Source organism: Duganella radicis, from assembly GCF_009720825.1.
Classification (GTDB): domain Bacteria; phylum Pseudomonadota; class Gammaproteobacteria; order Burkholderiales; family Burkholderiaceae_D; genus Rugamonas; species Rugamonas radicis.
In genome coordinates, this window is the sequence record NZ_WNKY01000003.1 from 240805 (window position 1) to 260827 (window position 20023).

At 65.3% G+C, this 20023-nt stretch carries 15 protein-coding genes; 11 read left to right on the forward strand and 4 right to left on the reverse strand.

The genetic code is table 11. The features are described from left to right. Positions 1–9: 9 nt before the first annotated feature. Positions 10–2301: an FdhF/YdeP family oxidoreductase gene (locus tag GM676_RS05670; RefSeq protein ID WP_155462423.1), complete on the forward strand. Its 2292-nt coding sequence runs from the start codon at positions 10–12 to the stop codon at positions 2299–2301. Further along, positions 2298–3218, forward strand: a complete 921-nt coding sequence (locus GM676_RS05675; RefSeq protein ID WP_155462425.1) for a bestrophin family protein — start codon at positions 2298–2300, stop codon at positions 3216–3218. The genes GM676_RS05670 and GM676_RS05675 overlap by 4 nt, the downstream gene beginning before the upstream one ends. Here the strand turns inward: GM676_RS05675 and GM676_RS05680 are convergent. After that, on the reverse strand, positions 3213–4772 hold the full coding sequence (locus GM676_RS05680; RefSeq protein ID WP_155462427.1) for a methyl-accepting chemotaxis protein: 1560 nt from the start codon (positions 4770–4772) through the stop codon (positions 3213–3215). The genes GM676_RS05675 and GM676_RS05680 overlap by 6 nt on opposite strands. Before the next feature lie 62 nt (positions 4773–4834). After that, positions 4835–6280, reverse strand: a complete 1446-nt coding sequence (locus GM676_RS05685; protein WP_371866122.1) for an aminotransferase-like domain-containing protein — start codon at positions 6278–6280, stop codon at positions 4835–4837. Between the two features lie 108 nt (positions 6281–6388). Between GM676_RS05685 and GM676_RS05690 the strand changes: the two genes are divergently transcribed. The 6 genes from GM676_RS05690 (at position 6389) to GM676_RS05715 (ending at position 13278) form a co-directional block, all read left to right on the forward strand. Next, positions 6389–7849, forward strand: coding sequence for a sensor histidine kinase (locus GM676_RS05690; protein WP_211923161.1), 1461 nt, complete (start codon positions 6389–6391; stop codon positions 7847–7849). Beyond that, a complete protein-coding gene (locus GM676_RS05695; RefSeq protein WP_155462429.1) occupies positions 7836–8459 on the forward strand; it encodes a response regulator transcription factor in 624 nt (207 codons plus the stop codon). Before GM676_RS05690 ends, GM676_RS05695 begins: the two co-directional genes overlap by 14 nt. A gap of 98 nt (positions 8460–8557) precedes the next feature. Beyond that, positions 8558–8959: a response regulator transcription factor gene (locus GM676_RS05700; protein WP_371866123.1), complete on the forward strand. Its 402-nt coding sequence runs from the start codon at positions 8558–8560 to the stop codon at positions 8957–8959. 4 nt (positions 8960–8963) lie between these two features. Then, positions 8964–10892 carry a putative bifunctional diguanylate cyclase/phosphodiesterase gene (locus tag GM676_RS05705; protein WP_155462431.1) on the forward strand — a complete coding sequence of 643 codons (1929 nt, stop codon included), beginning with the start codon at positions 8964–8966 and terminating at the stop codon, positions 10890–10892. Between the two features lie 13 nt (positions 10893–10905). Continuing rightward, positions 10906–12567, forward strand: a complete 1662-nt coding sequence (locus GM676_RS05710) for a methyl-accepting chemotaxis protein (protein ID WP_155462433.1) — start codon at positions 10906–10908, stop codon at positions 12565–12567. Positions 12568–12612: 45 nt separating this feature from the next. Then, positions 12613–13278: a FecR family protein gene (locus GM676_RS05715; RefSeq protein WP_229262550.1), complete on the forward strand. Its 666-nt coding sequence runs from the start codon at positions 12613–12615 to the stop codon at positions 13276–13278. Here GM676_RS05715 and fur read toward each other — a convergent pair. Further along, the gene (fur, locus tag GM676_RS05720) at positions 13275–13727 is read right to left on the reverse strand and encodes a ferric iron uptake transcriptional regulator (protein WP_155462435.1); all 453 of its coding nucleotides are present in this window, start codon (positions 13725–13727) and stop codon (positions 13275–13277) included. The two genes, GM676_RS05715 and fur, sit on opposite strands and share 4 nt — an antisense overlap. A gap of 262 nt (positions 13728–13989) precedes the next feature. On the opposite strand from fur, the gene GM676_RS05725 reads away from it, so the two are divergent. The 3 genes from GM676_RS05725 to GM676_RS05735 are packed head-to-tail and all read left to right on the forward strand — an operon-like array spanning position 13990 to position 17905. Next, positions 13990–15243, forward strand: coding sequence for a hypothetical protein (locus GM676_RS05725; protein ID WP_155462437.1), 1254 nt, complete (start codon positions 13990–13992; stop codon positions 15241–15243). A gap of 2 nt (positions 15244–15245) precedes the next feature. Further along, positions 15246–15686 carry a type 2 periplasmic-binding domain-containing protein gene (locus tag GM676_RS05730; protein ID WP_155462439.1) on the forward strand — a complete coding sequence of 147 codons (441 nt, stop codon included), beginning with the start codon at positions 15246–15248 and terminating at the stop codon, positions 15684–15686. Then, positions 15683–17905 carry a putative bifunctional diguanylate cyclase/phosphodiesterase gene (locus GM676_RS05735; protein WP_155462441.1) on the forward strand — a complete coding sequence of 741 codons (2223 nt, stop codon included), beginning with the start codon at positions 15683–15685 and terminating at the stop codon, positions 17903–17905. The genes GM676_RS05730 and GM676_RS05735 overlap by 4 nt, the downstream gene beginning before the upstream one ends. On the opposite strand, the gene GM676_RS05740 is transcribed toward GM676_RS05735, so the two are convergent. Next, positions 17902–20010, reverse strand: a complete 2109-nt coding sequence (locus GM676_RS05740; protein ID WP_229262551.1) for a TonB-dependent siderophore receptor — start codon at positions 20008–20010, stop codon at positions 17902–17904. The genes GM676_RS05735 and GM676_RS05740 overlap by 4 nt on opposite strands. Between the last annotated feature and the right edge of the window lie 13 nt (positions 20011–20023).

Sequence of the window (20023 nt, forward strand, 5' to 3'; positions counted from 1 at the left end):
AGCGTCCGCATGCCAGTCAAGCCCTATCATCACCCCGCCGCCGGCTGGGGCGCGTTGAAATACGTTGCGATCAATCTGCTCAAGGAGCGGGTCAGTGGCGTCAACTACAAGTCGCTGTTTGCACAGAACCAGCCGGACGGATTCGATTGCCCCGGCTGCGCGTGGCCGGACCGAGAGCATGCTTCCACCTTCGAATTCTGCGAGAACGGCGTCAAGGCGGTGGCGGCGGAATCCACCAGCAAGCGCGTGACGCCGGACTTCTTTGCCGCACACACGGTGGCACAGTTGTTGGAGCAGTCGGATTATGAGCTGGAACAGCATGGCCGCCTGACCCATCCCATGGTGTACGAGCCGGCCAGCGACAAATACGTGCCGATCGCCTGGGATGACGCTTTCAAACTGATCGCCGATGAACTGAATGCGCTGGAAGATCCGGACCAGGCGGCGTTCTACACCTCCGGCCGCGCCAGCAACGAAGCGGCCTTTCTGTACCAGCTGTTCGTGCGCGCCTATGGCACCAACAACTTCCCGGACTGCTCCAATATGTGCCACGAGGCCACCAGCCGCGGCTTGCCCGGCACCGTCGGCATAGGCAAAGGCACGGTGACGCTGGACGATTTTGAACACGCCGACACGCTGCTGATCTTCGGCCAGAATCCGGCCACCAACCATCCGCGCATGCTGGGCGAGTTGCGCGAATGCGCGCGGCGCGGCGCCACCATTGTGTCGATCAATCCGCTGCGCGAGCGCGGTCTTGAGCGCTTCACCAGCCCGCAGCACCCGCTGGAAATGCTGACCTTATCCAGCACGCCGATCAGCGCCATGTTCGTGCAGCCCAGGCTGGGCGGCGACCTGGCGTTGATCAAGGGCGTGGCCAAGCGGGTGCTGGAGCTGGACGACCGGGCGGTGCTGATCGGCGTGCCGCGCGTGCTGGACCCGGATTTCATCGCTGCCCACACGGTGGGCTTCTCCGACTTCGCGCGCGATCTGCGCACGGAAAAATGGGCGCTGCTGGTGGAGGAATCCGGCGTGTCGCGCGAACAGATTGACCGGCTGGCGGAAGTCTTCATCAAAGGCCAGCGCGTGATCGCCACCTGGGGCATGGGCCTGACGCAGCACAAGCACTCGGTGCCGACGGTGCAGATGCTGTCCAACCTGATGATGATGCGCGGCCAGATCGGCAAGCGCGGCGCCGGCTTGTGCCCGGTGCGCGGCCACTCCAACGTGCAGGGCGACCGTACCATGGGCATCGAGGAACGCCCCGCCGCCGCCTTCCTCAACCGCATGGCGCGCGTGTTCGGCTTTGAGCCGCCGCGCCATCACGGTTACGACGTGGTGGCCACCATCGGCGCCATGATGGCGGGGAAGGTCAAGATGTTCGTCGGCCTGGGCGGCAACTTCGCCATGGCCACGCCGGACACGCCGCTGACCTTCAAGGCGCTGCAATCGTGCGCGCTGACGGTGCAAATCGCCACCAAGCTGAATCGCGGCCATTTGATCCATGGCCGCAAGGCGCTGATCCTGCCGACGCTGGGCCGCACCGAGATCGACCTGCAGAACGGCGTGCCGCAAGGCGTGACGGTGGAGGATTCGATGAGCATGGTGCATATCTCGTATGGCCTGAACAAGCCGGCCTCGCCGGCGCTGCTGTCGGAAATCGCCATCGTCTCGCGCATGGCCGAGGCCACGCTGGGCCGGCGCCACAAGCTCAAATGGCAGGCCTACCGCGACGACTACGCCGTGATCCGCGACGATATCGAAAAGGTGTTCGACGATTTCTACGACTACAACGCCCGCGTGGCCAAGCCGGGCGGTTTCCATCTCAAGGTGGCGTCGCGCGAGCGCGAGTGGGCCACGGAAAGCGGCAAGGCGCAGTTCGTGCCGCAGAAGATCGTGCTGGATACGCCGATCCGCCGCGCCCGCGCCAAACATGGCCAGCGCCTGCTGGTGATGATGACCACCCGTTCGCATGACCAGTACAACACCACCATCTACGCCATGGACGACCGCTATCGCGGCGTGTTCGGCATGCGCAGGGTGATCTTCATCAACCAGCAGGACATTGACATGCTGGGCATGAAGGCAGGCGACTGGGTGGACGTGGAAAGCGCCTGGGACGATGGCGTCGAGCGCCGCGCCGGCGGCTTCATGCTGGTGGCTTACGACATCCCGCGCGGCTGCATCGGCGCCTACTACCCGGAGACCAATCCGCTGGTGCCGCTGGGCAGCGTGGCCGACGGCGCCGGCACGCCGACCTCGAAGTCGATTCCGGTCCTGTTATCGCTGGCGGCGGCATCATGATTATCCGGCCGCCCACCAACTGGCTGCGGATGCTGTTCGTCTGGGATGGCTCCGTACTCAAGAGCATTGTGCCGCAGCTGGTGCTGATGCTGGCCATCAGCGTGCTGGCCGTGGCCACCGGCGGCCGCGTGTTGGGCAGCCGCATCCCGCTGGACACTGTGCCGTTCCCGCTGGTGGGCGTCAGCCTGGCGATCTTCCTCGCCTTCCGCAACAATGCGGCCTATGCGCGCTACGTGGAGGCGCGCCAGATCTGGGGCCGCATCCTGATCGCGGCGCGTGCGCTGACTTCGCAGGTGATGAACTACCTGCCGCAGGATGGTGACGGCTTCGAACGCAAGCTGTTCGTGCAGCGCCTGATCGCTTTTGTGTATGCGTTGACGCACCAGCTGCGCGGCACCGATCCCTCGGCCGACCTGGCGCGCTATCTGTCGAAGGCAGAAGCGGGTGAACTGAGCGGCTTGCAGTATATTCCGGTGGCGCTGCTGGACCGGATTCGCCTGATGCTGGCGCGCGCCGGCCGCAGGCGCGGCGAGGGCGAGCCGCTGCTGTGGATACTGGACGCGCAAGTGAGCGAGCTGGCGGCCGCCGTCGGCGGTTGCGAGCGCATTTCCAACACGCCGATTCCGTTTGCCTACGGCGTGCTGGTGCACCGCACCGTCTACCTGTACTGCTTCATGCTGCCGTTTGGCCTGGTGGCGGACCTCGGCATGACGACGCCGCTGGTGTGCGTGTTCGTGGCCTACACGCTGTTTGCGCTGGAAGCCATTGCGCAGGAAATCGCCGAACCATTCGGCACCGCCCCCAACTGCCTCGCGCTCAACGCCATGACCCGCAATATCGAACGTTCGTTGCTGGAGCAGTGCGGCGAGGCGTTGCCGGCGCAACTCCAGCCCTGCCAGCGCTACAACATCTCATAAGCCGGCGATCTTGAAGCGTGAAACGGCTTGTTCCAGCTGGCCGGATTGTTCTTGCAGGGCGCTGGCCGCGGCGGCCACCTGTTCCACCAGCGCGGCGTTCTGCTGCGTGCCCTGATCCATCTCCGTTACCGCCTGCGAGCAGGCCAGGATGCCGGCGTGCTGCTCGGCGCTGGCGTGCTTGATCTGCGCCATGATCCGCTCCACGTGGGCGACGCTGTCGACGATGTCCCGCATGGCGGCGGCGGCTTCCCGCACTTTCTGGTCGCCGTCGCCAGCTTGCGCCATGGCGGCCTGTATCAATGCGCCGATGTCGCGCGCGGCGTCGGACGAGCGATGCGCCAGCTGGCGCACTTCTCCCGCCACCACGGCGAAACCGCGTCCCGCTTCGCCGGCGCGCGCCGCCTCCACGGCGGCGTTCAGGGCCAGGATATTGGTCTGGAAGGCGATGCCGTCGATCAGGCCGATGATGTCCGCCATCTGCGTGGCCGAGCTGCGGATGGCCTGCATGCGCTCCGTGACGGCGGCCACCGCATGACCGCCTTTGCCCGCCGCGCTGGAGGCGTGCAAGGCCAGCGTATTGGCGCGCGCCGCGTGGCCGGCATTCTGCTGCACGGTGGCGGTCAGCTGTTCCATGGCGGCGGCGGTTTCCTGCAAGCTGGAGGCCTGCTGCTCGGTACGGGCCGACAGATCGAGATTGCCGCTGGCGATCTGGCTGGAGGCCGAGGCGATCATTTCGGTGTCGGCGCGTACTTGCGCCACCAGCTTGCTCAGGCTACCGCGCATGTGCTCCATTTCGTACAGCATGCTGCTGCGGTCCCCCTCGCGCACAGCGATGGCCCGTGTCAGATCGCCGTCGGCGATGCAGGCGGCGGTGCGCGCGGCCAGATCGGGCTCGCCGCCCAGGTCGCGCCGCAGGCGGCCGATGATGACGACGGCCACGCCCAGTGAAATCGCCAGCGCGGTCGCGCCCAGCGCCAGCATTTTCATGCGGGTGTCGCTGTAGGCTTCCGCCGCCTGTTCGCGCGCTTCGCGCATCAGCGCCACCTCGTTGCCGATCTGCGCCGCCAGCGTTTCGCGGCAGGCTTGCAGCATGGGCTTGACCTCGGCTTCCAGGTAGCCGCGCGCCTCCTCGTCGCGGCCGGCCAGCACCAGCGCGATCAGATGCTCCTGGCCCAGGGTGTAGGCCTGATAGGCCGTCACCACTTTTTGCAGCGCCGCGCGGCCGTTGGGCGTTGTTACGCGCCGGTCCAGTTGCGCGATATTGGCTTCGGCCTCGCGCCGGTAGCCTTCGATATTGTCGATCTGGCGCTTGCGCACGGCCGGATCGGCGCTCAGCATCAGGTTGCGCAGCGAGACCGCGATGTCCGTCACACGCAGGCGCAGGTCGGTGGCCAGTTCGATCTTGGGCCAGCGGTCGTCGGCCATGGCGGCGGTGGCGGCATTCAGCTTGGCCTGTTCGGTCAGGCCCAGCGCAATGACGGCGGCGAGGAACACGCAGATCAGGCCAAAGCCTGTCAGCAGCAGATTGGCAACCTTGATGCGAGCGGTTTTCATGGCAGTGATACCCGTAATATTGGCAGGCTGCCAGAATAAGCGCGGAAGCGCCGCCGCAATGGCTACAGATTGGCCTCTTTGCGAGGAGTACAGTTGGCCAGTTCGCCCGCCAGCAGGCCGAGTGTGCGCACCGCGCCTTCCACTTCGGCGGTCCACGGATAGCTGTAGTTCAGGCGGATGCAGTGCTGGAAGGCGTCGCCGGTGGCGAAGATATTGCCGGCGCCGACGCTGATGCCGCGCTCCTGCGCGCGCGCATACAGTTCCAGCGCACGCACCTCCGGCGGCAGCGTCACCCACAGCAGGTAGCCGCCGGCCGGCGTGGAGACGCCGGTCCCGGCCGGGAAGAAGCGCCGCACCGCCGACGCCATGATGCTGGCCTGCTGGGTGTACGCCTTGCGCACCTTGCGCAGGTGGTAATCGTAGCCGTCGTTTTTCAGGTACTCGGCGATGGCCAGCTGCGGCAGGGCGGGGGTGTTGAGGGTGTTCAGAAATTTCAGCTTTTCCACCTGCGCCTTGTAGCGGCCGGGCAGGGCCCAGCCGATGCGGTTGGCGGGGCTGAGCGTCTTGGAGAAGGAGTTACAGTGCAGGACCAGACCGCGCGTGTCGTAGTTTTTCAGCGAGGTCGGATGCACGTCGCCGTAATACAGCTCGTGATAGACATCGTTCTCGATCACCGGCACCTCGTGCCGCGTCAGCATTTCCACCATGGCGCGCTTGCGCTCATCGCTCATCTGGAAGCCCAGCGGATTCTGGAAGTTGGGCATGACGATGCAGGCCGCCACGCCTTGTTCGACGATGGCGCGTTCCAGCGCATCCAGTTGGATGCCTTCGACCGGATCGGTGGCGATTTCCAGCACCCGCATGTTCATGCGCTCTATCGCTTGCAGCAGCGCGTAGTAGGTGGGCGACTCCACCGCGATCGTGGCGCCGGGCGCCGCCACCGCTTGCAGGCACAGATTAAGCGCCTCGGTGGCGCCGGTGGTGACGATGATTTCATTGGCATCCACCGGCAGGCCGTTTTCCAGATGGCGGCGGGCGATCTGGCGTATCAGTTCCGGATTCCCCGGCGGCAGATCGGCGGTGATGCCCATCTGGGCCACGCGGCGCGCCAGGCTGTTGGCGTACTGGTTCAGCTTCGCCCATGGGAACATGGCGGGATCGGGATAGGGAGAGCCGAGCGGCACGCTGCCCTGATTGATAGAGCGCAGGGTGGTGAGCACGAATTCGCTGGTGTCCAGGTTGTCGCCGCGCGCCATGTCGGCCGGTGCGGCCGGGGCGATGGTTGTGGCGTGCGCGGCGGGCCTGCGGCGCACGAAATAGCCGGATTGCGGCCGGCTTTCGATCAGGCCCTGGCTTTCCAGCAGCAGGAAGGCGCGGATCACGGTCGATACGCTCAGGTTGTGGTGCTGGCTGGTCTGCCGCACCGACGGGATTTTTTCCCCTTCGCGAATCACACCCTGGGCGATCTGGCCGGCGATGCCGGCGGCCAGCGTTTCATACAGTTTCACTTACTCTCTCCAACAGTATTACGTTAACTCATACTGGAGTATAGGATGCAAGCCGCCCAAACCACACTATAATTGGGTAGGTTTCCAATATAACCCATAAGGATAGGCATGTTACGGGTCCCTCGCACCCCCTGGATGTCCGCGCTGCTGATTTGCCTCATGCTGTTGATCTTCGCGATCGACACGTTCTCGCCGCTGGACATGGCCATCGCCGTCATGTACGTGGTGGTGGTGCTGCTATCGGCCAGCATCTGGGGCCGGCGTGGCGTGCTGCAAGTCACCGCCAGCTGCCTCGGACTGACCTTGCTATCCTATGTGCTGACCCACAGCGAAGTGTTTTCCACCGCCGCCTCCGGGCGTTTGCTGGTCGGCCTGCTGGCGATCAGCGTTACCAGCGTGCTGGTGCTGCGCGGCCAGGCCGCCACCAACGCGCTGCTGGCGCGCGAGGATGCGCTGCGCCGCAGCGAGGCGTTTTTGGCCGGCACCCAGCGCATCAGCAAGACCGGCAGCTTCAGTTTCAAGTCGCCCGGCGGCGAGATGTACTGGTCGGACGAGGCGGCCCGCATCTATGGCTACCCGCTGGACGTGACGCCCACCATGGAGCGCATCCTGGCGCACACCGCGCCCGAGGACCGGCACGTGGTGCAGGCGGCGATCGACCAGTCGCTGCGCTGCGAAGGCCCGGTCGAGCTGCGCCACCGCCTGCTGCTGCCGGACGGTGAGCTCAAATACGTGCACGTGCTGTCGCATCCGCGCCATAACAAGGACGGCGAGTGCGAATACCTGGGCGCCCTGACCGACGTCACGGCAGCGGTATTGGCGGAGCAGGCCCTGCACCGCTCGCAGGTGCAGCTGGCGCACGCCACCCGCGTCACCATGCTGGGCGAGCTGGCCGCCTCCATCGCGCATGAAGTCAACCAGCCGCTGGCCGCCATCTCCACCAATGGCGAGGCTTGCCTGCGCTGGCTGAATCGCCCGCAGCCGGAGCTGGACGAAGCCAAAGCCACCGTCACCAGCATCCTGGAGGCCAGCGCCCGCGCCACCGGCGTGATCAAGCGCATACGCGCGCTGGCGCGGCGCAGCGATCCGCAGTATGCTGAACTGGATTTGAAGACGGTGGTGGAGGAGAGCGTGGACCTGGTCCGGCGCGAACTGAATAACCACCACGTGGCGCTGATGCTGGGCCTCACACCAGACCTGCCGCCGGTATTCGGCGACCGCGTGCAGCTCCAGCAGGTCTTCATCAATCTGCTGATGAACGCCATCCAGGCCATGGCCTCGTGCCAGCCCGGCCAGGCGGTGTTGACGCTGCAAACCCAGCGCAATGCCGACGGCGCCTTGCAGGTGAGCGTCAGCGATTCCGGCCCCGGCATCCCGCCCGCCGACATGCCGCGCCTGTTCGAGGCCTTTTACAGCACCAAGGAAGACGGCATGGGCATGGGCCTGCCGATCTGCCGCTCCATCATCGAGAACCACGGCGGCCGCATCTGGGCCAAAGCCGCCACGCCGGATAGCCCGGTGGCCGGCGCCACCATCTATTTCACACTGCCTGTCCATGAACCAGATTGACTACGCCGATTCGCTGATCTACATCGTCGATGACGAGGCGCCGCTGCGCGACGCCATCTCCAGTCTCCTGCGCTCGGTCGGCATGCAGGTGGCCAGCTTCGCCTCGGTGGCGGACTTCCTGGCCGTGCCGCGGCGCGAGGTGACCAGCTGCCTGCTGCTGGACGTGCGCATGCCGGGTGTCAGCGGGCTGGATTTCCAGGCCGAGCTGAATCGCGACGGCGTCGCCTTGCCGATCATTTTCATGACCGGGCATGGCGACATTCCCATGTCGGTGCGCGCCATGAAGGCCGGCGCGGTGGATTTCCTGGCCAAGCCATTCCGTGACCAGGACCTGCTGGACGCCATCCATGCGGCACTGAGCGCCGACCGCGAACGGCGCCAGCGCGATCAGGCCCGCAACGGCATCACCGCGCGCTACGCCACGCTGACGCCGCGCGAGCGCGAAATCATGGCGCTGGCGGCGCGCGGCCTGATGAACAAGCAAATCGCCGGCGAAGTGGGCACCAGCGAAATCACCGTCAAAATCCATCGCGGCAACGCCATGCGCAAGATGGAAGCCAAGACCTTTGCGGACCTGGTGCGCATGGCCGAAGCCCTGGGTTTAGCCTGACCTATACCCTTGTATAATTTTCCCAACCGGTAGCAAACTGTATTGTTCTCCCATGCGCTGGACGGCCGCGAATCGCCGTCCGAACAAGGGAGTAGCCAGTGTCTTATCCGGAACCACAATTTTCCAGTATTGCCATCGTTGACGACGACGAAGCGGTGCGCGTCGGTTTGCGCAGCCTGCTGCGGTCCTATGGCTATCAGGTTGAAGTCTACGACTCGGCGCTGGCGCTGCTGGCCGCCGGCGTCATGCGCGGCCACCACTGCATCATCACCGACCTGCAAATGCCCGGCATGAGCGGCATCGAGCTGCTGGAACAGCTGCGCCGCGACGGCAGCCAGCTGCCGGTCATCCTGATGACCGCCTTCCCGGAAGCCGCGCTGCGCAAGCGCGCCTTCCAGAGCGGCGCCTCCTGCTTTTTGAGCAAACCATTTGAAGCGAATGAACTGCTGCTTTGCCTGAAACAGGCCAGCGGCAACTCCACCAATCAAGCCAGGGAGTAAGTCCATGAACAACACCACCAGCAATTCGCGCCGATTGATTTACCTTTTGCTGCTGCTGGTGATTGTTGCCAGCGTTGCGCTGTCGATCGTCATGGAACGTACCGCGCACAACATCCGCCGCAATGAGACGCCGCTGCTGAACAGCACCATCCCGCGGATGCGCTATCTGGGCGATTTCGAAAGCGCCTTGCTGCGCTACCAGCTGGCGCTGGACAAGCGCTTCACCGAATCGATCACGCCGGACCGTTTCCAGTTTTTGGAGAACATGGGCCGCGGCGAGATGGATGCCACCATCGTGCAACTGCGCCCCAGCCTGGGCGATGGCCCGGAGCTGGAGGCGCTGCGCGAAGGCTATCAAAGCATCATTCGCCTGACGCCGGAGTTTGAGCGCAGCGTCGGTCGCGATAACGCCGCCGCCCGCGCGGTGCTGATCAAGATGAATGAGGAAGTCAAGCTGCTGCGCGCCCACATCGACGGCATGCAGCAGCAGGTGGAAGACGCCATCTATGACAACGGCACCATGGCCAACCGCGCCATCGGCTGGATCACGGGACTGGTGCATGTATTCGACGTGCTGGCGCTGGTGACTTGCGTGTTCCTGATGTACCACGTGCGGGCCCGGGTGCGGATGGAGGATGAATTGAGCCATCAGGCCCGCCACGATCCGCTCACCGGCCTGGCGCACCGCCGCAGCTTCGAGGCGCGCCTGGCCAGCCTGCCGCAGGTGCCGCACGTGGTGGTGCTGGGTACCATCGACCGCTTCTCGCGCATCATCGGCGGCTTTGGTCACGCCTTCGGCGACCGCATCATGGTCGGCCTGGCGGCGCGCATCCGTGCCGCGGCGGAGCGCAGCGGCGGCGAGGTGTTCCGACTGGACGGCGCCAATTTCGCCATCCTGTACCGCATGGCCTGCGAGGACGAGGCGTTTGGCCAGGCGCTTTCCAGCCTGCGCGACGAGGTGCGCAATCCCTACGACTGCGAAGGCCACGAAATCTTCACCACCCTGAGTCTGGGCGCGGTCAGCTTCCCGCTGCACGGTGCAACGCCGGACACCCTGCTGCGCAACGCCGACGCCGCGCTGCAAGCGGCGCGCAAGGCGGGCGGCGACCGGCTGGTGGTGTACTCGCACCAGCTCAATGCCGAAGCGGGCGAACGCCTGGACCTGGAATCGCTGCTGCGCCACGCGGTGGAGCGCAACGAGCTGGAACTGCATTATCAGCCGCAGCAAGCCTTGCACGACGGCGGCTTGATCGGCTTCGAGGCGCTGCTGCGCTGGCGCCGCCACGGCAAGCTGATTTCGCCGGCCGACTTCATTCCGCTGGCCGAGGAATCGGGTCTGATCGTCGCCATCGGCAACTGGGTGTTGGAGGAAGCCTGCCGTCAGATCAGCGTGTGGCAGGCGGAGATCGGCCAGCGGGTGGTGGTGGCGGTGAATATCTCGCCGCGCCAGTTTGCCGCGCCGGGCTTCCTGTCGCATCTGGAAGAACTGCTGGCCACCACCCACGTCGACCCTTCCTGCCTGGAGCTGGAAATCACCGAGAGCGTGATGGTGGAGGATGCGGAAAGCGCCATCGCCTTGCTGCATCGCCTGCGCGCGCTGGGCCTCAAACTGGCCATCGACGATTTCGGCACCGGCTATTCCAGCCTGGCCTATTTGTCGCGCTTCCCGATCCACAAGCTGAAGATCGACCAGTCCTTCGTGCGCAATATGCACGCGGTGCGCGAGCAGGGCGCCATCGTCCAGGCCACCATCGGCCTCGGTCACAGCCTGGGCCTGACCGTGATCGCCGAAGGCGTCGAGTCCGAGACCCAGCGCGCCATGCTGAGCGCCTGGCGCTGCGACGAAATCCAGGGTTACCACTACAGCCGCCCGCTGCCGGCGGCGTCCGCACTGAACTTCCTCGAAGGGAGCCTGCAATTGCAGGCCGCATAATTAGGAGAATGCCATGAACTGGTTCCGCAACCTGAAGATCGCCAACAAACTGAATGTGGTGGTCGCCGCCGTGCTGGCGCTGATGATGGCGCTGGGCGTGTTCTCCGTGTTCCAGCTGTATGAGCTGGACCGCGTGACCAATGAGATCAATCACCGTTGGGCACCCGGCGTGCGCAATGCGCTGGACATCAAGTACGGCCTGACGCGCTTCCGCACCTTTGAGCTGTTCCATGTGGTGTCGACCGAACCGGACATCCTGCGCAAGTATGAGCAGGACATGGACCTGCAGATGCGGCAGGTGCAGCAGTCGCTGGCCGCATACGCGGCGCAGCCGCGCAGCGGCGCCGAGATGGAGATCGTCGGCCGCCTGCAAACCTCGCTGGCCGCCTATCGCGGCGCGGTGCGCCAGGTGGTGGCCCTGTCGCGCGGCGGCGATGATGTCGCCGCGCTGGCGGTGGTGCGCGGCGAATCGCGCAAATACGATTTTGAAGCCATGGACCTGATCGACAAGCTGGTCTCGCTCAACGAGTCTGGCAGCGCCCAGGCGGCGCTGTCGGCCGACCAGACCTACCTGCATGCGCGCCACCTGATCTTCGGCTTCATGGCCGGTGCGCTGGTACTGGGCTTGCTGCTGGCGGGCCGGGTGGCGCGGCTGATCTCGGTGCCGCTGGCGCGCGCGGTCGAGGTGGCGCGCCGCGTGGCCGATGGCGACCTGCGGGTGGAAGCGGCGGTGGCCGGCAAGGATGAAACGGCGGATTTGCTGCGCGCCATGAACCAGATGAGCATCAACCTGCAACGCATGGTGACGCAGGTACGCGGCGGCACTGACACCATCGCCAGCGCCTCGGCGCAGATTTCGGCCGGCACCGGCGACCTGGCGCAGCGCACCGAAGGCCAGGCCGCCACGCTGGAAGAAACCGCGGCCACGGTGGAGGAACTGACCGCCACCGTCGCCAACAACGCCGACAGGGCGGAGCAAGCCTACAAGCTGATGGACCAGACGGCGGCGGTGGCGCGCGAGGCTGAAGTCGCGGTATCGGCGGTGACCGCGACCATGGAGCGCATCAGTGCCTCGTCGCGCCGCATCGGCGACATCGTCGGCCTGATGGACAGCATCGCCTTCCAGACCAATCTGCTGGCGCTGAACGCGGCGGTGGAAGCGGCGCGCGCCGGCGAGCATGGACGCGGCTTCGCCGTGGTGGCGGGCGAGGTGCGGGCGCTGGCCCAGCGCAGCGCGCACTCGGCCAAGGAAATCAAGGATCTGATTACGCACTCGCTGGAAGAGGTCAGCGGCGGCAGCGCGGCGGTGAAAGATGCCAGCGCCACCATCGACGACGTGGTGCGGAGCGTGCTGCGCGGCGCGCTGCTGATGGGCGATATCAGCAGCGGTACCCGCGAGCAGAGCCTGGGCCTGCAACTGGTGAACCGCACGCTGGCCTCGATGGACAGCGTCACCCAGCAGAACGCCACGCTGGTGGAGGAGTCGCTGGCCGCCATCGTCTCGCTGCAAGAACAAGCCGAGCGTCTGGCGCGCAGCGTCAGCCTGTTCAAGCTGGCCGGCACGCCGCGCGAGGAACTGGCGGTGATCGAGATGCCGGTGGTGGTGACGGCCAGGCCGAAATCGCGCCCGGCGCCGGCCGGCAATGGCCTGAATTACGTCGCTGGCCTGGTTTGACAGGCTTGAGGTATGCTGATGTTTTTACATCGGAGCGTACCTGCGATGCGGCGCATTCTTTTTGTTGTATTACTGGCGATGGCGATGACCGGTGCGCAAGCCGCGCAGGTGGCGGGCGTGGTGGTGCAGGTGAGCGGTCCGATGACGGCGCGCTCGCCGGCCGGCGCGGTCAAGGCCTTGCAGGCCAGATCGGAAGTTGAGAGTGGCGACACGCTGGCCACCGCCGCCGGTGCTTATGCCGTGGTGCGCTTCATCGACAACAGCGAACTGGCGCTCAAGCCCGGCACCACGGTGAAGATCGAGCAGTTCGCGTTTGACGAAGCCAGGCCGGAAGCCGACCGCGCCGCTTACACGCTGGTGAAGGGCGGCCTGCGCTCCATCACCGGCTTGCTGGGCAAGCGTAATAAAGACAAGTTCGCGATGAAGACGCCCAGCGCCACCATCGGCATCCGCGGCACCACCTTCTTCCTCGAATACCTGACCGGCAGGGGCGACATCGACGCCTCGCCGGGGCTGGAGCCGGGTTTGCACGTGCACGTCAGCACCGGCGGCATCTCCATCGTCAACAGCGCCGGCGAATTCCGCTACGACACCGGGCAGTTCGGCTTCATCAAGGACGACAAGACCAAACCGGTGAAGATGTTCGCCAACCCCGGCATGCAATTCACCCCGCCGGCGTCGTTCAACGACGCCGACACGCTCACGCCTTAAGTCCGGCGCAGCTTCCTGGCCGCCGTCGGCTTGATGCTGGCGGCGCAGTCGCCGCAAAAACCGTACAGCGACAGCGAGTGCTCGTGCAGCACGAAGTTGCGTTCGGCCGCCACCGCTTCCTGGCGCTGCTCGATTTCGGCGTCGAGGAATTCCTCCATGCGGCCGCAATTGGTGCAGATCAGGTGGTCGTGGTGGCCGCCCTCATTCAATTCAAACACCGACGCCACCGACTCGAAGTGCCGTCGGATCAGGATGCCGGCATCGGCAAATTGCATCAGCACGCGGTAGACCGTGGCCAACCCCATGTCGATATGCTCGTCGTGCAGCAGGCGATAGACATCGTCCGCGCTCAGGTGCTTGCTCTTGGTTTCCTGGAACAATTGCAGGACGCGCAAGCGGGGCAGCGTGGCCTTCAGGCCGAGTTTGCGCAGTTCTTGAGGGATATCCATGTGGCCCTATATGATAATGATTCCTATTCTCACTATATCCGAGATTTATTTTCCTGGCAATGCAAAAGGAATTGTGTGATTTTTGGAGAGATTTTTGGTATATTGCTCTAAAGTATCGACAGTTTCTTCCGAGAAGTATAAAGTTGACCTGTATCATTTGGTACGCACCCAATCCCGTGTCTGTTGCCAAACATTTCTCCCATCCAGCCTAACCAAACGCTGCTTTTGCGCGAGCCCGCGCACGCACGTAAGGAACCTGCGTATGAACGCCAAACTTTCGCCACTGCGGGCCTCCACGGCCGCCGTCACGATGCTGAGCTGCTGTGCAGCCCTGGCAGGCGAACTTGCGGACGCCGATACGCCACGCGTCACCATCGGCGGTTTTGGCACACTGGGCGTGGTACACAGCAGCGACGATCAGTCGGATTTCACCGCCAACGCCCTTAATCCGGGCGACGCCGGCCATGGCCGCCGCTGGAGTCCGGCGGTGGACAGCCGCGTGGGCGCGCAGCTGGGCGTGAACCTGGGCAGCAAGTGGTCGGCGGTGCTGCAACTGGTGTCCGAGCGCACCCTGAACAATGGCTACGCACCGGTGGTGGAATGGGCCAACGTGCAGTATCAGGCGACGCCGGACCTGAGCCTGCGCGTGGGCCGCATCGCGCTGCCGCTGTTCCTCAGCGGCGACTATCGCAAGGCCGGTTACGCCTTGCCTTGGGTGCGGCCGCCGGTGGAGCTGTACAGCGCCATCCCGCTGTCCAAGAGCGACGGCGTGGACGCCAGCTACCGCTGGCAGGCCGGCGATGCGCACAATGTCACGCAGACCTTTTTCGGCCACACCGACTTGGCGCTGGCGCCGGGCGCCGGTGCGCAGGCGCGCGCGGTGACCGGTTTGTCGAACACCACCACGGCCGGGGCGCTGACCGTGCGCGCCAGCGCGATGACGGCGGAACTGAGCGTGGATGTTGCGCGCGCCCTGTTTGACGGCTTGCGCCAGTTCGGCGCGCAGGGCCACGCGCTGGTTGACCGCTATGAATTGTCGGCCAAGCGCGCCTCGGTGGTGTCGCTCGGCTTTAACTACGATCCGGGCCAGTGGTTTGCCATGGGCGAAATCGGCCGCATGAAGACGCATTCCTATTTGGGCGACAAGACCACGGCCTATCTGAGCGGCGGCTACCGCTTTGGCGATCTCACGCCTTACCTGGTGTACTCGGTCTCGCGCGCCAACATGGAAACCAGCGTGCCCGGTCTCGATCTTGGCCGCTTGCCGCCGCATCTGGCCGCTGCCGGGGCGCCACTGAACGCCGGCCTGAACCAGCTGCTGGCGGCGATCCCGCGCCAGCATAGCCTGAGCGCCGGCGTGCGCTGGGACTTCTATCCCAACTACGCGCTCAAGTTGCAGGCCGGGCGCTTCACGCCGGAGCATGGCTCCACCGGCACCTTTATCAATGTGCAGCCGGGATTCCGTTCCGGCCGGCCGATCACGGTGCTGAGCGCAGCCCTGGACTTTGTGTTCTGACCATGCGGAAGCTCTTTTACACATTGCGATCAAGGCTGTTGCTGGCGTGCCTGCTGCTATGGTGTGGCGCGGCGACGGCCGCGGAGTACGTGGTCATCGTCTCGGCCAAAAATCCGCTGACCGCCCTGCGCGCCGAGCAGGTGGCGGCCATTTTCCTGGCGCAGACCGGCCGCTTCCCCGGCGGCGAGGAAGCGATTGCGCTCGACCTGCCGGTCGGCAGCGCGCTGCGCGACGATTTCTACAACAAGGTGGCGGCCCGCTCGCCGGCGCTGATGAAAGCCTACTGGACCAAGATGGTGTTCACCGGCCGCGGCCAGCCGCCGCGCGAACTGGCCAACAGCGCCGCCGTGCGCAAGATGGTGGCCGACAATCCGGCCATGATCGCCTACATCGACCGATCGGCGCTGGACGCCAGCGTCAAAGCCATACAGGTGACGCCATGAAGCCGAACCAGGAAACCGTGCGCGCGCGCTGGCTGCGGCGCGGCCTCGATACCCACGTTTCGCTGCCGCTGTTTGCCTTGCTGCTGCTGGTGGCGGTCTGGGTGGTGACCTTCCACGAGATCGACGCCGAGCGCGAACACGCGCAGGAAGCGGCCGCCGATTCGTTGCACGAAATGCTGGGCACTTACGAAGCCCAGGTGGCGCGCAGCCTGGATGGCATCGACCAGACCTTGCGCATGCTGAAGTACGCGGTGGAGCGCAAGGGCGCGCTGGGCGCCTTGCCCGAGCTGGGGCGTGCGGGCCTGCTGCCGCCGGGCGTGTTGTTCGTGGTCAGCATCGTCGACCGCAATGGCGTGACGGTGGCCAGCAACCCCAAGGCGCTGCCGATTTCGGTGGCGGACCAGCACTACTTCCAGTTCCATGTGGAGCGCGACAGCGGCGCCACCTACGTCAGCCCGGCCACGCGCGACGCCGCCAACAGCGAGTGGCATCTGCACTTCACGCGCCGGCTGGATGACGCCAGCGGCAATTTCGCCGGCATCGTCATCGTCGAAACCGATCCGGCCTATTTCACCAGCAGCTATGAGCGCAGCCGCCTCGGTGAACGCGGCATGCTGGGACTGGTGGGCGCCGACGGCATCGTGCGCGCGCTGCGCACCGGCGACAAGATGTCTTTCGGCCAGCGACTGGAAGGCATGGGCAAATACAGCGGCATGCGCGAGCTGCATGGCATCGGCCTGAATGTGCTGATCGCCCTGGACGAGCAAGAACTGATGGCCGGCTTCGAACGCCAGCGCCGCGAAAAGCTTTGGGAAGCGGTCATCCTGAGCGGTGTGCTGGTGGTCGCCACCAGTCTGGTGTGGCTGTGGTCGTGGCAGGGCGCGCGCACCCGCGCCCGCATCGAGGAGCGCATGGTGCATCTGGCGCACCACGACATGCTGACCGGGCTGCCGAACCGCAGCCTGATCAGCGACCGTCTCGACATGACCATCGCCCAGGCGCAGCGCAGCGGCGGCTCGGTGCTGGTGGCCTTCATCGACCTGGATGGCTTCAAGCTGGTGAACGATGGCCTGGGCCACAACGCCGGCGATGAACTGCTCAAGGTGGTGGCCGAACGCATGTCCGGCTGCCTGCGCGCCTGCGATACCGTGGGCCGCTTCGGCGGCGATGAATTCGTGCTGCTGCTGACCGAGCCGGGTGCGGCGGTGGCTGCGGCGCCGGTGCTGGAGCGCGTGCGTGAAGCGGTCTTGCAATCGATTTCGCTGTGCGGCCAGGAAGTACAGGTCAGTTGCAGCATTGGCGTGGCGGTGTATCCGAACGATGGCGATGACGCCGAGACCCTGCTGATGAACGCCGACGCCGCCATGTACCGCGCCAAGGAAAAGGGCAAGAACAACTGCCAGTTCTACACCCGCGAAATGAACGCCAGCATCGAGGAAAAGCTGGTGCTGCTGGAAGGCTTGCGCAATGCGCTGGACGATGGACAGTTCCGCCTGGTCTATCAGCCCAAGGTGGAATTGCACAGCGGCCGCGTGTTCGGGGTCGAGGCGCTGGTGCGCTGGGAACATCCGGAGCAGGGTGTGATCGGGCCGGACCGCTTCATTCCGCTGGCCGAGGAGAGCGGCATGATCGTGGCGCTGGGCGAGTGGATCTTGCGCAGCGCCTGCGCGCAGAACAAGGCATGGCAGGATGCCGGCTTGCCGCCGCTGTGCGTGTCGGTCAATGTGTCGCCGCGCCAGTTCGAGGAAGCGCGGCTGGTGGAGCGCGTGCGGCAGGCGCTCGACGACAGCGGCCTGGCGCCGCAATGGCTGGAGCTGGAAGTGACGGAAGGCGTCATCATGCGCGATTTGCAGCAGGCCGTGGCCAAGATGGCGCAGGTGCGGGCGATGGGCGTGTCGTTGTCGATCGACGATTTCGGCACCGGCTATTCCAGCCTGTCGGCCTTGAAGTCGTTCCCGATTTCCACCCTGAAGATCGACAAGTCCTTTGTGCGCGATCTGGGGCGCAGCAGCGGCGACGAGGCGATCGCCAGCTCCATCATCGGGCTGGCGCACCGCCTGCGCCTGCGGGTGATCGCGGAAGGCGTGGAGACCGAACAGCAGCGCAGTTTCCTGCGCGAGAACGGCTGCGACGAGATGCAGGGCTATCTGTTCAGTCGCCCATTGCCGCCGCAGCAGCTGGCGGCGCTGTTAAGCGCGCCAGCCATGCGGGCCGCTTAGTACGACCAGCTCAGGGTCGCGCTGCCGTTGCGCGGCGCCGCGTAGTAGCTCTGGGTCCAGTACAAGCTGGTGAGGTGCTTCTTGTCGGTGACGTTGTTCAGGTTCAGCGACAGCGCCAGGTGTTTGTCGATCTGGTAGCGCGCCATCAGGCCCAGCGTGGCGTAAGCGCCTTGCACGGTGCGGATGGTGTCGGTCTGCGCCACCGAGGTCTCGCTCTGCCATGCCAGCGAGCCGCCCACTTTCAACGCCGGCAGGCCCGGCACGGTGTAGGTGGTGTTCACGCGCAGCGTGGTGCGCGGGATGAAGGTGCGCACCGCCTTGCCATCGTCGCCCTTGAGGGAGGTCAGGCGGGTCAGGCCGGCGCTGGCTTGCCAGTTCTTCGACAGGTCGCCCGACAGGTCGAATTCATAACCCTGCGATTCCGCATTCACGCCACGGTAGTAAGCCTTGGCGCCGATCATGCCGGCCTGCTCGGCCGTGTTGTCCTGCTGCGTCTTGAACACCGCCCCGGAGGCATTCAGCTTGCCGTTGAACAGCGCGGCTTTCAGGCCGGCCTCGGTGGTCTTGCCTTCGACCGGATCGAGCGGCGTGCCGGTGGCGTCGATCTCGCTTTGCGGATTGAAGATCTCGGTGTGGCTGGCGTAGGCCGACCATTCGCGGTTGATGTCGTACACCACCCCCACATAAGGGGTGGTCTTGCTGGCCGACTTGTACTTGCTGGTGCCGTAGGAATTGCCGTTGCTCCTGGCGCGGGTGGAATTCAGGCCGGTTAGCACTTTCCAGTCGTCGGCCAGGTTGAAGCGGGCGGCCAGGAAGATCGTGTTGCGGCGGTCCTCGTAGCTGCTGCCGTCGGTGGAGGCGTCGAAGCTTGGCATCGGGTAGCTGCCGTCGAAGGCGGTCTGGCCCGGCATTTCGGTGCCGATGCCCTGGCCGTAGTGCGAGACGTCGTTCAGCTTCGAACGCGACCAGCTGTAGCCGAAGCTCAGGTCATGCTGGCGGCCGCCGAGGGCGAACTTGCCGTCGACCGAAACGTCGGCCAGCGTTTGCTTCTGGTCGGCGTTGTACTGCGACGGGTAGGCGTACAAGCCACCACCGCCCACCTTGTTCGGCGTGCCGTAGACGTACAGCAGGTCGGAGTCCGACTTGTCGGTGATGTAGCTCAGCGTGCCTTGCACCTTCCAGCCGTCACCGATGGTGTGGCTCAGTTCAGCGAAGGTGGTGTTGGTGGTGGTGTCCCAGCGCGACCAGTTGGCCGAGGTGTTGGCCGATACCGGATAGCTGGTCGGGCTGCCGTCGGCGTAGTACAGCGGCAGCGCGCCCCACATCACGCCCTTGCCGCGGTTGGTCTCGTAGGTGTGGCCGACGGTCAGCCGGGTATCCCTGGCCAGTTGCGCTTCGATCACGGCGTAGGCCACGGTTTTCTTCGGCGAGTAGCGGTCCAGATAGGAATCGCTTTCCTGGCGCACCAGCACGGCGCGGCCGGCGACCGTGCCGCTTTCATTCAGCTTGGTGCTGACATCGCCCTCGATGCGGCGCTGGTTCCACGACCCCAGCGTCAGGCTGGCGCTGGCCGAGGTGCCGGCGGTCGGGCGCTTGCGCACGAAGTTGACGGTGGCGGAAGGATTGCCGGTCGAGGCCATCAGGCCGTTGGCGCCGCGCACGATGTCGATGCGGTCGTACAGCGCGGTGTCGATGTCGCCCTGCACATTGCCGAATACTTGCGGCATGCCGACGCCGTCGTACTGGAAGTTGACCACGTCGAAGCCGCGCGCGGTGTAGTAGGTGCGGCTGGTTTCGACTTTCTCGACCGTGACGCCGGTGGTGGAGGCCAGCACCGCGTTGATGTTATCGAGCTTGAAGTCGTCCATCAGCGCGCGGGTGACCACCGACACCGATTGCGGCGTTTCGCGCAGCGACAGTTCCAGCTTGCCGGCTGACTTGGTGCTGTTGGCGGTGTAGATCTTGTCTTCCGCAGTGCCGGTGACCGTCACCGTTTGCATTGGCGTGTCGGCGGTATCGGCTGGCGCGTCGGCGGCGACGCTCAGGCCGGAATAAATCATCGACAACGCCAGCAGCATCGGGCGCAGGGGCAGGTGACGGGGCATGCGGAACTCCTTG